The sequence below is a fragment of the Ruegeria sp. HKCCD6428 genome (assembly GCF_013110595.1).
GTDB lineage: Bacteria > Pseudomonadota > Alphaproteobacteria > Rhodobacterales > Rhodobacteraceae > Ruegeria.
Genome location: NZ_WVQX01000003.1, coordinates 135,906 through 148,240, shown reverse-complemented (window position 1 = coordinate 148,240; position 12,335 = coordinate 135,906). Strand labels below are relative to the sequence as shown.

The 12,335-nt window shown below is 58.7% G+C and carries 15 protein-coding genes and 1 tRNA gene; 7 read left to right on the top strand and 9 right to left on the bottom strand.

From position 1 onward, the window contains the following. Positions 1 to 58: 58 nt before the first annotated feature. A complete protein-coding gene (locus tag GS620_RS09430) occupies positions 59 to 961 on the top strand; it encodes a LysR substrate-binding domain-containing protein (RefSeq protein WP_171206284.1) in 903 nt (300 codons plus the stop codon). A 199-nt stretch (positions 962 to 1,160) separates the two neighbouring features. On the opposite strand, the gene GS620_RS09425 is transcribed toward GS620_RS09430, so the two are convergent. The 3 genes from GS620_RS09425 to dgcN form a co-directional block, all read right to left on the bottom strand. Then, on the bottom strand, positions 1,161 to 2,021 hold the full coding sequence (locus tag GS620_RS09425; protein WP_152459035.1) for a D-amino-acid transaminase: 861 nt from the start codon (positions 2,019 to 2,021) through the stop codon (positions 1,161 to 1,163). A 10-nt stretch (positions 2,022 to 2,031) separates the two neighbouring features. Continuing rightward, positions 2,032 to 2,997 (bottom strand): N-acetyl-D-Glu racemase DgcA, encoded by a 966-nt coding sequence (gene dgcA / locus GS620_RS09420; RefSeq protein WP_171615494.1) that lies wholly within the window; start codon positions 2,995 to 2,997, stop codon positions 2,032 to 2,034. 75 nt (positions 2,998 to 3,072) lie between these two features. Beyond that, positions 3,073 to 4,074, bottom strand: a complete 1,002-nt coding sequence (gene dgcN, locus GS620_RS09415) for an N-acetyltransferase DgcN (RefSeq protein ID WP_171363944.1) — start codon at positions 4,072 to 4,074, stop codon at positions 3,073 to 3,075. Positions 4,075 to 4,369: 295 nt separating this feature from the next. Here dgcN and GS620_RS09410 point away from each other — a divergent pair, with 295 nt between their 5' ends. Further along, the gene (locus tag GS620_RS09410; protein WP_152459038.1) at positions 4,370 to 5,332 is read left to right on the top strand and encodes an L-malyl-CoA/beta-methylmalyl-CoA lyase; all 963 of its coding nucleotides are present in this window, start codon (positions 4,370 to 4,372) and stop codon (positions 5,330 to 5,332) included. Positions 5,333 to 5,377: 45 nt separating this feature from the next. Here GS620_RS09410 and GS620_RS09405 read toward each other — a convergent pair whose 3' ends face one another. Further along, the gene (locus tag GS620_RS09405) at positions 5,378 to 5,956 is read right to left on the bottom strand and encodes a PA14 domain-containing protein (protein WP_152459039.1); all 579 of its coding nucleotides are present in this window, start codon (positions 5,954 to 5,956) and stop codon (positions 5,378 to 5,380) included. 119 nt (positions 5,957 to 6,075) lie between these two features. Beyond that, entirely contained in the window at positions 6,076 to 6,528 is a 453-nt protein-coding gene (locus tag GS620_RS09400; protein ID WP_171615492.1) for an Lrp/AsnC family transcriptional regulator, read from the bottom strand. A 73-nt stretch (positions 6,529 to 6,601) separates the two neighbouring features. On the opposite strand from GS620_RS09400, the gene GS620_RS09395 reads away from it, so the two are divergent. Continuing rightward, positions 6,602 to 7,198 (top strand): LysE family translocator, encoded by a 597-nt coding sequence (locus tag GS620_RS09395; RefSeq protein ID WP_171615490.1) that lies wholly within the window; start codon positions 6,602 to 6,604, stop codon positions 7,196 to 7,198. Here GS620_RS09395 and GS620_RS09390 read toward each other — a convergent pair. Then, entirely contained in the window at positions 7,174 to 7,344 is a 171-nt protein-coding gene (locus GS620_RS09390) for a hypothetical protein (protein WP_171363947.1), read from the bottom strand. The two genes, GS620_RS09395 and GS620_RS09390, sit on opposite strands and share 25 nt — an antisense overlap. 103 nt (positions 7,345 to 7,447) lie before the next feature. Here GS620_RS09390 and GS620_RS09385 point away from each other — a divergent pair, with 103 nt between their 5' ends. Then, complete coding sequence (locus GS620_RS09385; protein WP_171615488.1) at positions 7,448 to 8,410, top strand: acetyl-CoA carboxylase carboxyltransferase subunit alpha; 963 nt, start codon at positions 7,448 to 7,450, stop codon at positions 8,408 to 8,410. A gap of 3 nt (positions 8,411 to 8,413) precedes the next feature. Here GS620_RS09385 and GS620_RS09380 read toward each other — a convergent pair whose 3' ends face one another. The 3 genes from GS620_RS09380 to GS620_RS09370 all read right to left on the bottom strand — a co-directional run bounded on the left by GS620_RS09380 (position 8,414) and on the right by GS620_RS09370 (position 11,031). After that, on the bottom strand, positions 8,414 to 9,544 hold the full coding sequence (locus GS620_RS09380) for a lytic murein transglycosylase (protein ID WP_171363948.1): 1,131 nt from the start codon (positions 9,542 to 9,544) through the stop codon (positions 8,414 to 8,416). A gap of 113 nt (positions 9,545 to 9,657) precedes the next feature. Then, positions 9,658 to 10,305, bottom strand: coding sequence for a GntR family transcriptional regulator (locus GS620_RS09375; RefSeq protein ID WP_170346010.1), 648 nt, complete (start codon positions 10,303 to 10,305; stop codon positions 9,658 to 9,660). 30 nt (positions 10,306 to 10,335) lie between these two features. Next, positions 10,336 to 11,031 (bottom strand): M48 family metallopeptidase, encoded by a 696-nt coding sequence (locus GS620_RS09370; RefSeq protein ID WP_253282570.1) that lies wholly within the window; start codon positions 11,029 to 11,031, stop codon positions 10,336 to 10,338. A 100-nt stretch (positions 11,032 to 11,131) separates the two neighbouring features. Between GS620_RS09370 and GS620_RS09365 the strand changes: the two genes are divergently transcribed. From GS620_RS09365 to GS620_RS22280, 3 genes are all read left to right on the top strand, one after another. After that, entirely contained in the window at positions 11,132 to 11,458 is a 327-nt protein-coding gene (locus GS620_RS09365; RefSeq protein WP_171118864.1) for a TIGR02300 family protein, read from the top strand. Between the two features lie 143 nt (positions 11,459 to 11,601). Next, a tRNA-Ala gene (locus GS620_RS09360) sits at positions 11,602 to 11,677 on the top strand. A gap of 63 nt (positions 11,678 to 11,740) precedes the next feature. Further along, positions 11,741 to 11,950, top strand: coding sequence for a DUF6538 domain-containing protein (locus GS620_RS22280; RefSeq protein ID WP_371419717.1), 210 nt, complete (start codon positions 11,741 to 11,743; stop codon positions 11,948 to 11,950). Positions 11,951 to 12,335 lie beyond the last annotated feature (385 nt).

Sequence of the window (12,335 nt, the reverse complement as noted above, 5' to 3'; positions counted from 1 at the left end):
CTACTTGGTGAAAAAATAACATAGTGTTATGAAATGGCGCGGCAGATCGGGATCAGCAATGAGTCAAATTCTGAGAGTTCGGCAGTTGGAGGCCCTGATGGCCGTGACCACCAATGGGTCTGTCACGGCCGCGGCGGCTGATCTGGGCGTGACCCAGCCAGCTGTCAGCAGATTGCTGTCCGATCTTGAAAAGTCGCTCGGGTTTCAGCTTTTTGACCGTCGGGAAGGCCGATTAGTACCAACGCAGGAGGTTCGCTATCTCTTGCCCAGCGTCGAGCGCGTTCTCGAATTGATGAGACAAATTTCGGATGTCAGTCAGGATATCACACAACGCAAAGCAGGGCACATCCGTGTCGCTTGCCTGCCGGGATTTGCCACCAGCCATTTGCCCAAAGTCGTCGCCGGTTTCCTGAAGGATCGGCCCGGTGTCACCCTGACGATCGAACCAGACAGACCTGAACGCATTCTGGAATGGATGATCGGCGAGCAGTATGATTTCGGAATCACTGACAGCTTTCACGGTCATCCGGCGGTAGAAAGCAGGGACATCGACGTTCGCACGGTGTGCGTGTTCCCCACCGGGCACGAGTTGGAAGGCCTTTCCGAAATTACTCCGGCGGATCTCGCGCACAGCAAAATCATCCACACCCGACGCGACAGCGATTTTTTCGGGCGGCTTTCGAAAGTGTTTCAACATGCCAATGTCGAATTGAACTCGCATATCGAGGTCAGGCAGTTCACGGCAGCATGTGAATTGGCGCTGGAAGGTGTCGGAGTCTCGGTCGTTAGCGAGCTGGATGCTGTCCAATACACGTCGAGGGGATTGAGTTATCGGCCGTTCAAGCCGTCTTTGACGCATACCCTTTCGTTGGTGCGTCCAATTCTGAAGCAACCGTCATTGGTAACGCTGGAATTCATCGAACAGTTTCAGGAAAGCCTGAGCCCTTTCAAGGTCGGGTAGCCCCGCATTCGACCATGTTCTTGTCACACCGCAGGAACTGATCCGACAACAAGACCGGTGTCCCGGTGGAAAGTCGCATGTGATCTGCTCGTGCTCAGCGGGGTCTACAGCGAAACTCCCTGCACTGCCACCGGGACCCGGCTGATGTTGGCACGGCGCCGCAACAATTTACTGCGACGCCGTTCAACTTGGTGGTTCTTCAGATCGCGGCCTTTCGGCTTTCATCCAGGTAAATTTCACGAAGGCGTTTGGCAATCGGACCGGGTGTACCATCACCCAACGTGACTCCGTCAATTTCCACCACCGGCATCACGAAAGCACTGGCCGAGGTCGTGAACGCCTCATCAGCCTCTTTGGCTTCGTCGATGGTAAACAGCCGCTCTTCAACTTCCATCTGTGCTTCGGCTGCCATGCGCAGCACGGCCTTGCGAGTGATCCCGTGCAGGATGTCGTTGGACAGCGGGCGGGTCACGATCTTGCCGTTCTTGACGAAATAGGCGTTGTTGCTGGTGCCCTCGGTCACAAAGCCGTCCTCGACCAGCCATGCATCGTCGCACCCCGCTTTCTTGGCCATCATCTTGCCCATGGAAGGGTAAAGCAGTTGCACGGTTTTGATGTCGCGGCGACCCCAACGGATGTCCTCGATCGAGATGATCTTGGCACCTTTCCGTGCCGCCGGGCTGTCAGCCAGCCCGGGCTTGTTCTGGGTGAACAGAACCAGGCTGGGTTTGGTATCGGCCGAAGGGAAGACAAAATCCCGGTCACCGTCACTGCCGCGCGAAACCTGAAGGTAGACCAGGCCCTCTTCGATGCCGTTCAGATCAACCAGCTTGCGGTGGATTTCCAGCAGCTCTTCCTTGGTGCAGGGCTCGGCCATCTCCAGCTCGTCCAGAGACCGCTTCAGGCGCACCGCGTGGCCCTCGAAATCGATCAGCTTGCCATCCAGTACACTGGTCACTTCGTAAACCGCGTCTGCAAACAGGAAGCCACGGTCAAAGATGGATACCTTGGCCTCGGTCTCGGGCAGGTATTCGCCATTTACATAAACGGTACGGGTCATGTTTGTCTCCTCAGCCCCAGAGCGCCGCTTCGGGCGGGTGAACTCCGGCGTCGTCAAAAATCAGCGGGGTGTCCCGGTCTTCGGCCAACAGAAGCGGGCCGTCAAGGTCCGTCACCATCGCACCCTGCGCCAACAGTGTCGCGGGCGCCATGGCAAGCGAACTGCCAACCATGCAGCCGACCATGATGCCATACCCTTCCGCGATTGCGGCTTTGCGCAATTCAAGCGCCTCGGTCAGGCCACCGGTCTTGTCGAGTTTGATGTTGATGACATCGTATTTCCCCTTCAGCCCGGGCAGGCTGGCGCGATCATGGCAGGACTCGTCGGCGCAGACGGGCACCGGGCGGTCCATTCCGATCAAAGCGTCGTCGTCACCGGCCGGCAATGGCTGCTCGACCAGCGCTACGCCCAAACGCACCAGATGCGGGGCGAGGTCGGCGTAAACCTCGGCCGACCAGCCTTCGTTCGCATCCACGATGATCCTGGCGTTCGGAGCACCGGCGCGCACGGCCTCGAGCCGGGGCATGTCATCTGGCGTGCCCAGCTTGATCTTCAGAAGTGGGCGATGCGCGTTCTCGGCCGCCTGAGCCTGCATTGCCTCCGGAGTATCCAGCGACAGAGTATAGGCCGTGATCTCGGGTCCGGGCACCGGCAGGCCCGCCAAATCCCAGGCGCGCTTTCCGGCGCGTTTGCTTTCCAGATCCCACAAAGCACAATCCACGGCGTTTCGGGCGGCACCGGCAGGCAGCAGATCCATCAGCGACCGGCGGCTGAACTCAGCAGGCAGACCGGCGATCTCGGCCTCGACCGACTCGAGCGTTTCGTCATAACGCGCATAAGGAACGCATTCGCCCCAGCCCTGATGCGTTCCGTCCGACACCCGCACCGTCAGCACCTTTGCTTCGGTCCGTGACCCGCGCGAAATGGTAAACACCTGCGCCAACTGAAACACATCGCGAGAGACTTCTATCTGCACGCACCTGCTCCTTCATCTTTTCCCAAATACTCCCGCCAGAGGCGGAACCGGCCCGCCACCGGCGGGCCGGTTGGATCACATCGCGGCCAGCGCGTCCACCAACTTGCCCGAGCCGAACCGGAACGGATCGGTCGCCGGCAGCCCCAAATCTGCTTCGATCTTGGCCAGATATGCTGTCGCGTCCTCTTCGGACATGTGCTGCGTGTTGACCGAAACGCCGACGACCTGACAATCGGGGTTAGCCACTTTGGCCAGGGCCAGCGCGGTGTCGCGCAGGGTTTCGAGCGTCGGCAGCTGATAGGTCGGCAAACCGCGCATGTGCGCGCGGGTCGGTTCATGACTCAGGATCAGCGCGTCAGGCTGGCCGCCGTGGATCAGCGCCATGGTCACGCCGGAATAGGACACATGGAACAGCGATCCCTGACCTTCGATCAGATCCCAGTGGTCGTCATCGTTGTCCGGTGTCAGCCATTCGATCGAGCCGGCCATGAAATCCGCAACAACGGCGTCCAGCGGCACGCCATCGCCGGTGATCAGAATGCCCGTCTGGCCGGTCGCGCGGAAGGTCGACTTCATACCACGCTTGCGCATTTCGGCATCCATCGCCATTGCAGTGTACATCTTGCCCACAGAGCAGTCGGTGCCGACGGCCAGACAACGTTTGCCCCTGCGCTTGATCCCGTTGGCGATCGGGTAATCGACCTCGGGTACACGCACGTCGTGCAGCTTTCGCCCCGTTGCTTCGGCCACCGCCACCAGATCGGGCTCGTCGCGCAACAGGTTGTGCAGGCCAGAGGCCAGGTCAAACCCTTCCTCAAGCGCCATGACCAGAACCTTTTTCCATTCCTGGCTGATGACGCCGCCACGGTTGGCGACACCGATAACCAGCGTTTTTGCGCCGGCCGCTTTGGCCTCGGTCAGGGTCATATCCTTCAGGCCCAGATCAGCTTTGCAGCCGTCCATACGATATTGGCCGACGGCGTTTTCCGGGCGCCAATCCTTGATGCCCACAGCCACTTTGGCCGCCAATTGGTCGGGCGCATCGCCCAAAAACAGCAGGTACGGTGTCTCGATCATTGCGGTCACTCCTTTGATTCCGGCCCAAGCTAGAGAAGCGTTTAAACGAGCGTTTCGCGTTTTGATCCGCCCAACACGGCGGGTACGCGAGTTTCTTGCACCATTGACACTAAAGGCGCAAAATTCTTCGAAGTTTCCAAAGTGATTAAACTTTAATCACCACTTCCCAGCTGCTGGCACGCAGCATTCTGCAACCGCATTGCCGCAGATGCACAATCTCCCTTGCGCCAGGTTGCGCAATTTAATACCTCATTGGGCAAGAAAATCGCAATTTCATTACCCACACGAGGTCCAGATGAGCTTTCGCATCCAACCCGCCGCGCCTGCACGACCCAATCGCTGCCAACTGTTTGGTCCGGGATCGAATACCAAACTGTTCCCGAAAATGGCAGCTTCTGCTGCGGATGTGATCAACCTTGACCTCGAGGATTCGGTTGCGCCTTCGGACAAGGACATCGCCCGCGCCAATGTCATCGAAGCCCTGAACACTGTTGATTGGGGCAGCAAATACATGTCCGTTCGCATAAACGGATTGGATACCCCCTATTGGTATCGTGACGTTGTCGACGTGTTGGAGCAGGCAGGCGACCGTCTGGACCAGATCATGATTCCCAAAGTCGGCTGCGCATCGGATGTCTATGCCGTGGATGCCCTTGTCACCGCCATTGAACGCGCCAAGGGCCGGACCAAACCTATCAGCTTCGAGGTCATTATCGAATCCGCTGCCGGTATCGCGCATGTGGAAGAGATCGCAGCCTCCTCTCCCCGTTTGCAGGCCATGAGCCTTGGGGCTGCAGATTTTGCGGCCTCGATGGGGATGCAGACTACAGGCATCGGCGGCACACAGGAAAACTACTATATGCTGCGTGACGGCGAAAAACACTGGTCCGACCCGTGGCACTGGGCCCAAGCCGCCATCGTTGCAGCGTGCCGCACCCATGGGGTGCTGCCAGTGGATGGGCCATTCGGGGATTTCAGCGATGATGAAGGGTACATCGCTCAGGCGAAACGCTCGGCCACGCTGGGTATGGTCGGCAAATGGGCGATCCATCCCAAGCAGATTGCACTGGCCAATCAGGTCTTTACCCCGTCGGATGAGGCCGTTTCCGAGGCCCGCGAAATCCTGGCCGCAATGGAACAGGCCAAAGCCAACGGTGAGGGCGCAACCGTCTATAAAGGCCGCCTTGTCGACATCGCCTCAATCAAGCAGGCCGAAGTCATCGTGGCGCAGGCCGAACTGATTGCGGCGGGCAGCTAAGCCCCCAAAAAAGGGCGCTCGATCGAGCGCCCTTTCATGAATTCTTCAACGGCCAAAAACGTCATTGGGCGTCCATGTGAAGCGTTCCCCCTTCTTTCCTGACTTCATCATCAGGCAAGAGGTTCCCAGTTTCTGGAAATAGACGATCTTCAATGGATACCAGCCCGCCTTGGGCACTTCCACTTCGGTGCGTTGATTGGCTTCACAGCCCTGAATGCCATTTACCCGGCCAATCTGCTGACCGCCAACCCAAGCCTCTATCCCGTCATTCGACCACGTTTCCAGCTCGTAAACGCCAGGTGAGTCAAAGCGCATATAGCCTGTGACCTCGGCGGCAACGTTGTAGGCCTGGTCGAAGGTCAAGACATCCTCACCCTTGCTGGTGTCCCTGTAATCCAACCCGCGCAACGGTTTTCCGGGCTTCGCCTTAGACAGCATGCTTTTTGCCTGGCTCAGATCCCGGATCTTCTTGTGTTGATTGCCTGTACCTAAGTATTTGACATTCAAACCCGCCTTCGGAGACGGCTGTGGATTGGCAGGTTGCAGTTTCAGCGGGGCAGACAAAGCGGCCCCGGCAATGACCGACATGGCAACTGCGGTCGCCACTGTTCGAACGAGTTTCATCGTAATCTCCCTGTTTGCGTGCCGTTTTAGCTGGGCGTATCCCCTGGCAGCGTCATTACAAAGACACTAGGCCCTGAAAATTTGCGCTGCAAGAGAGTGTGGCTTCACATTTCCAGTGGCTACGCACGCAGATCCTTGGGTGACCCCATGACCACATAGGATGTGATCGACGTGACATGAGGCAACGTTCCCAGCACCTCGGTATGGAAGGTCTTGTAGGACGGCAGATCGGCGCATTCGACGCGCAGCAGGTATTCGATCGTACCGGTGATGTTGTGGCATTCGACCACTTCGGGGGCTTGTTGCAGGGCACGCTCAAACCCCTCCTGCGCCGCTTTCGTGTGTTCACCAAGACCGACCCCGATATAGGCGACAAAGCCGACACCCATCGCGGCCGGGTTCAGAACCGCACGATAACCGGTGATCACGCCGGCCTTTTCCAACTCTTGAACGCGACGCAGGCAGGCGGACGGAGACAGCCCGACCCGTTCGGCCAATTCCAGATTGCTGATGCGCCCATCACGGGTCAGTTCCTGCAATATCTGGCGATTTATCCGATCATTCTTCATCATAAGTTGCAGAAATAGCGGAAACACGCACGAAAAAGCAATTTCATTTGCTGCCGGTCAGACGATACTTCGCAGCATGACTTACGACATCCTTCTGGCGCTCATCGCTTTTGCCTTCGTGACATCCATTACGCCCGGGCCGAACAATCTGATGCTGATGGCATCGGGTGCGAATTTCGGCTTTCGGCGTTCGATCCCGCATATGCTGGGCATTGGCCTTGGCTTCACGCTCATGGTGCTGCTGGTCGGTGCAGGGCTGGTTCAGGTCTTTGACCGGTACCCGGTCAGCTATTCAGTGCTGAAGGTCGTGTCGGTGATCTATCTGCTCTATCTGGCATGGAAGATCGCGCATGCCGCGCCAGCCACAGGCGATTTGGCAGCGGGGACACCCATGACGTTTCTGCAAGCCGCTGCCTTTCAGTGGGTGAATCCCAAAGCCTGGGCCATGGCCCTGACCGCCACAACCGCTTACACGCCCAGTCAGACCCTGCATGCGATTGCGCTTGTGGCGTTGGTTTTCGGGGCGGTCAATCTGCCATCGGTGAGCACATGGACCTTTCTCGGGCAGCAGACGTCGCGGGTGCTGACGAACCCGCGCAGGCTGGTTGCGTTCAACTGGACAATGGCGGTGCTGCTTGTGGCCTCGCTCTATCCCGTTCTCTGGCCCAGTTGACCCAGACAGGCTTCGGCCAACACATCCTCGGGCGCGGTTTCGGGTGGGTACAGGGTCAGACGCCGCGTTAGATTGTCGTGGGCGCAGGTCAGAACGCGCAGCGCGGGGTCTTTCTTGGCGGCGGCCTTCAGTATCCGTTTTTCCATTCACCCATCTGAAATCGAACATCTTCACCCCTCGGATCTTGCCGAGTTGCATCCGGAGCACCGTCAGGCCATATAGCAGGGAACTTTCGCGTTGAGAGGCGTCATGACCCAGTATCTGGATTTCGAAAAACCGCTGGCTGAAATTGAAGGCAAGGCTGAAGAGTTGCGTGCGCTGGCCCGCACCAACGAAGAGATGGACGTAACCGAAGAAGCCGCCGCGTTGGACGCCAAGGCCGCCAAGCTTCTGGATGAGCTTTACGCCGATCTGACCCCATGGCGGAAATGCCAGGTCGCCCGACACCCGGAACGCCCGCATTGCAGCGATTACGTCGATGCCCTGTTCACCGAATTCACCCCTTTGGCCGGAGATCGCAATTTTGCCGATGATCTGGCAGTGATCGGCGGGCTTGCACGTTTCAACGATCAACCCGTCATGGTGATCGGCCATGAAAAAGGCAGCGACACCAAATCGCGGATCGAACGCAATTTCGGCATGGCCCGCCCCGAAGGCTATCGCAAGGCGGTCCGCCTGATGGAGATGGCCGGTCGGTTTGGCCTGCCGGTGATCACCCTGATCGATACCGCCGGCGCCTATCCCGGCAAAGGCGCCGAGGAACGCGGTCAATCCGAAGCGATTGCCCGCTCGACCCAGATGTGTCTGAAGATCGGCGTGCCCCTGGTGTCGGTCATCATCGGCGAAGGCGGCTCGGGCGGGGCCGTGGCCTTTGCCACCGCCAATCGCGTGGCAATGCTGGAACACTCGGTCTATTCGGTGATCTCGCCGGAAGGTTGCGCATCGATCCTTTGGAAAGATGCAGAAAAGATGCGTGAAGCGGCCGAAGCGCTGCGTCTGACCGCTCAGGATCTTCACAAGCTTGGCGTTTGCGACCGGATCATCTCTGAACCCAAGGGCGGCGCGCATCGCGATCGTCCGGCCGCTGTCGAGGCTGTTCGCGCGGCTCTTACCGATATGCTGGCGGAACTGGACGGCAAAGACGCGGCGACCCTGATACAGGACCGCCGTCAAAAATTCCTCGACATCGGCTCGAAAGGGTTGGCGGCGTAACCGTCAGCCGCCCAACCTGCGCAACAACGCAACCGAGGGTTCTCCGGTGACCGCCAGGCCATTGGCACTTTGATACGCGCTGATGGCAGACGTCGTGTTTTTGCCGATCACCCCGTCCGCGCCTTTCGTATCATACCCTTGGGATGTCAGCCGCCGTTGCAATTCCTTGCGGTCGTCCAATGTCAGACCGTTTGCATCTGGCCCGAACGAGGCCTGAAACGGCGCGCCACCGGCGATTCTGTCCGCCAGATGACCGACCCCGATCGCGTAACTGTCCGAATTGTTATAGCGCTTGATGACCTGAAAATTGCGGAAGACGGCAATGCGCGGCCCGGGTTTCTGTGGTTGCAGCACGGCGACCGGTGTACCGGAAACGGTTCCGACCTCGCCCCCCCAAGGCTGCCCCCGCACCCAGCCTGCGCGCGACAGGTAAGCAGCGGTCGAAGCCAGCGAATCCGTCGGATCGTCCGACCAGATATCGCGCCGCCCGTCGCCGGTGAAATCCACGGCATAGGCAAGGTAGGAGGTTGGAATGAATTGCGTGTGCCCCATCGCACCGGCCCAGCTGCCGGTCATCTTGTCAGGCGTGGTGTCACCATTCTGAAGAATCTTGAGCGCCGCGATCAACTGGCTTTCAAAGAACTGACCACGCCGCCCGTCATAGGCCAGCGTCGACAGAGCTGATACAACGGGCACATCGCCCCGACGCGCGCCATAGCGGCTTTCCAGCCCCCACACTGCAACGACGATTTCCTTGTCTACCCCGTACTGCGCCTCGATCTGCGACAGCGTCCCGTTGTATTGCCGCAGCATCTTCTGGCCGGTGCTGATCCGCTCGTCCGAGGCGGCAATGGCCAGGTAGTCTTCGAGCGAACGCTTGAACTCTACCTGATTGCGGTCACGCTCGATCACATCGGGCAGGTACCCTGCCCCCTGAAAAGCGCGATCAATCGTGGATTGTGAAATACCTTGCGATGCCGCCCTGCCCTTGAACCCGGCAACCCAGGCATCCCAACCCGCGTTGGGAACAGCTCGCATACGCGATGCAGGCGCGCTGGATGGCGCACCGCCACGCGTGCAGGCGGCCAACAATGTTGATCCAAGGCAAATGGAAAAAGTCCGTCGAGTGATCATGGCTGTGGTCTGCTCTTGTTTGTGATTTGCCTCAAGAGTAACCCAGTCGGGTTGAACAGGCCAGAACGGTGAAACCTTGCGCAGTGGGCGCGGGAATGTCGGCGGGATGCCGCTCAGCTCACCAGCAAGCGCAATCCCTGCGTCACGTCCGAACGGACCGCCAGGCGCAAACCCGGTTCGTCCCCGGCCTTGAGGGCAGCAATGATCAGCTTGTGATAATGCGGTGGCTCAGTGCGCCTGAGACGCCCGTAAAGCGCCCTCATCGTCGGCCCGAGTTGCAGCCAGACCGTTTCGGCAATGGCCAGCATCGCGGGCGCCTGAGCCCGCAGGTACAGGGTGCGATGAAATTCCAGATTTGAACGGATGTACCCAACCGCGTCCCGCTTGGTCACCATCTCGGCAACGGTCATGTTGATGGTCTGCAACCGGTCGATCAGCGCAATATGCGCCCGGGGCAAAGCCCGGCTGGCCAGCTCGACTTCCAGCAACGCGCGCAACGCCGCCAATTCCTCAATCCGGTCGTTGGTCAATTCAGGTGTCGAGACCCGGCCGGAATTGGAAAGGAACAATGCCCCCTCGGCGGCCAGACGGCGCACGGCCTCTCGCGCCGGGGTCATCGAGACGCCGAATTCCTTGCCGATGCCACGCAAGGTCAGCGCCTGTCCCGGCGCCATCTCACCATGCATGATTCGAGACCTCAGGGCCCGATAAACCCGGTCATGAGTGGCAGTTTGGGTGTCAGACGGGCGTGTGCTCAACATCCGCTTATGTGATCACAAAACAGCGCAAGGTCAACTCGGCTTTGCGTCAAACCTGTAACGATGCAACTCTGCCCCATTGTCTCGCAACCAGCGGCGGGGTTGCTGACAGGGGCCGAAAATGCGTTCCACCTGTTCCCAGAACGCGGGCGAGTGGTTCATCTCGACAAGATGCGCCACTTCATGCGCGGCCACATAGTGCAGCACCTCGGACGGCGCGAGAATGAGCCGCCACGAGAACATCAATCCACCCTGCGAACTGCATGATCCCCAGCGTGACCGCGTGTCGCGCAGGCTGAGCGTGCTGTACGACCGCCCCAGCATTGCCGCGTAATCATCACACGCGCCAATCAATCGGTCCCGCGCCAATTCCTTCAGAAACCGGGCCAATCTGCGCGCCTCGGCCCCTTCGGGCACTGCGACCTCGTCCGCCATCAACTGAACACGCCGACCCTTGGCGGGCACGATTCGCCGGACAACGCCTTCAATCGGTATCTTCTGTCCGAACTGCACCACGGCCGTTTCCGGCCTGTCCTGCAAATGCTGGCGAATCCACTCTTCCTTGGTACGTGCGAAACTCAGCGCCTCGGATTCAGGCACACCGACCGGATAGGTCAGCGTAACCCGGCCGTCCAGCTGAGAAATTCGCAAACTTATGCGCCGCGCCCGGGCGGATTTGCGCAGCCTCAGCGGCACCGGCGGTGTCCCTGGCAATGCGTGCTCTCCCATATCGCGACCTCTCTTGCGCAAAGACTTTGACAGTGCCCTCTGCCTGTGGCAGGTGAGCTGAATCATTTAGACGACTCACCTGATATCAAGGGGATTTGACATGCCCAAGGAAGAATGGGGCGTAAAGCGCGTTTGCCCGACCACCGGTAAGCGATTCTACGACCTGAACAAGGACCCGATCATCAGCCCCTACACTGGCGAGATCGTGGAGCTTGAAACATCCAAAAGCCGCATGATCGCGGCGGATGCAGAAGATGCCGCCTCGGTCAAAGCGCGTGAAAACGCGTCGGATGGGGAGCTGGTACTGGATGACGACGACTCTGTCGACGTCGAACTGGATGATGATCTGCTGGATGACGATGATGACACCAGTGATGACGTTTCGCTGGATGATATCACCGACATGTCTTCGGAAGACGAAAACTGATCATGTCAAAGGCGACCACAGGGTCGCCTTTTTCGTTCCACGGACAGCTTAGTGCGGAAATTCGCGTTCGATTCCATTTTTGGACTTGCACTCGTCGTCACTGTCTCCTAAACGTCCGTCCACCGCATCAGCGGTACCTAGATGGGGCCTTAGCTCAGTTGGGAGAGCGCTTGCATGGCATGCAAGAGGTCAGGGGTTCGACTCCCCTAGGCTCCACCAAAACCTAACAATACAACTAGATAGCAAGCATTAGAGCGGTGTGACACACAGGTGTGACACAAAATGAAGCTGTATGCGTATCTCTCGCTGTCCAGACATGGGATCTATTACTTCCGTTGGCCCCTGCCCGACACAAAACCAAAACCCCACACTAGACCAAACACCACACGTAGGACCCTTCGGGTGTCTTTGCGTACAAGATGCCCTAAAGAGGCTCGTACTCTGGCACGGCGTATTGCAGCGTGCGGGGACGCAACAAAAAAGCACAAATAACAGTCGGGCATGAACTATGCACAATGATGCCCGGGGTCTCAAGAGTGCTTTGGCAAGGACAAGGGCGCGCGGGATAAACTCGGCCCTTTCAGTGAGTCTCATAGGGAGCGCATGATTGATACCATCCGATACTGCGAATTGGGCCATGAAGACTATGGTGAGAATGCAGCGCACAAAACCGCATCGCAGTCACGGTTTGCTTTTTTTGCATCGCAGACCACAATTGAGCGACCCTGTTTCGGGGCGATGAATTGTGTGGCGTTGTATCGTGCGCTTGCGTGCAGTAACGTCCGGCACCATGGTCATCCGGCGATATTCACTTGTTCTATTGGTTGGCGTTCTGGTCATCCTGACCGGCATTGGCGGTGTTGCGTACGCGCTGTCG

Excerpts from the sequence above, each read along its gene's own strand:
- GS620_RS09430 (WP_171206284.1), top strand. The coding sequence starts at position 59 with ATGAGTCAAATTCTGAGAGTTCGGCAGTTGGAGGCCCTGATGGCCGTG.
- GS620_RS09425 (WP_152459035.1), bottom strand. The coding sequence starts at position 2,021 with ATGACCCGTACCGTTTATGTAAATGGCGAATACCTGCCCGAGACCGAG.
- dgcN (WP_171363944.1), bottom strand. The coding sequence starts at position 4,074 with ATGATCGAGACACCGTACCTGCTGTTTTTGGGCGATGCGCCCGACCAA.
- GS620_RS09410 (WP_152459038.1), top strand. The coding sequence starts at position 4,370 with ATGAGCTTTCGCATCCAACCCGCCGCGCCTGCACGACCCAATCGCTGC.
- GS620_RS09405 (WP_152459039.1), bottom strand. The coding sequence starts at position 5,956 with ATGAAACTCGTTCGAACAGTGGCGACCGCAGTTGCCATGTCGGTCATT.
- GS620_RS09400 (WP_171615492.1), bottom strand. The coding sequence starts at position 6,528 with ATGATGAAGAATGATCGGATAAATCGCCAGATATTGCAGGAACTGACC.
- GS620_RS09395 (WP_171615490.1), top strand. The coding sequence starts at position 6,602 with ATGACTTACGACATCCTTCTGGCGCTCATCGCTTTTGCCTTCGTGACA.
- GS620_RS09390 (WP_171363947.1), bottom strand. The coding sequence starts at position 7,344 with ATGGAAAAACGGATACTGAAGGCCGCCGCCAAGAAAGACCCCGCGCTG.
- GS620_RS09385 (WP_171615488.1), top strand. The coding sequence starts at position 7,448 with ATGACCCAGTATCTGGATTTCGAAAAACCGCTGGCTGAAATTGAAGGC.
- GS620_RS09380 (WP_171363948.1), bottom strand. The coding sequence starts at position 9,544 with ATGATCACTCGACGGACTTTTTCCATTTGCCTTGGATCAACATTGTTG.
- GS620_RS09375 (WP_170346010.1), bottom strand. The coding sequence starts at position 10,305 with ATGTTGAGCACACGCCCGTCTGACACCCAAACTGCCACTCATGACCGG.
- GS620_RS09370 (WP_253282570.1), bottom strand. The coding sequence starts at position 11,031 with ATGGGAGAGCACGCATTGCCAGGGACACCGCCGGTGCCGCTGAGGCTG.
- GS620_RS09365 (WP_171118864.1), top strand. The coding sequence starts at position 11,132 with ATGCCCAAGGAAGAATGGGGCGTAAAGCGCGTTTGCCCGACCACCGGT.
- GS620_RS22280 (WP_371419717.1), top strand. The coding sequence starts at position 11,741 with ATGAAGCTGTATGCGTATCTCTCGCTGTCCAGACATGGGATCTATTAC.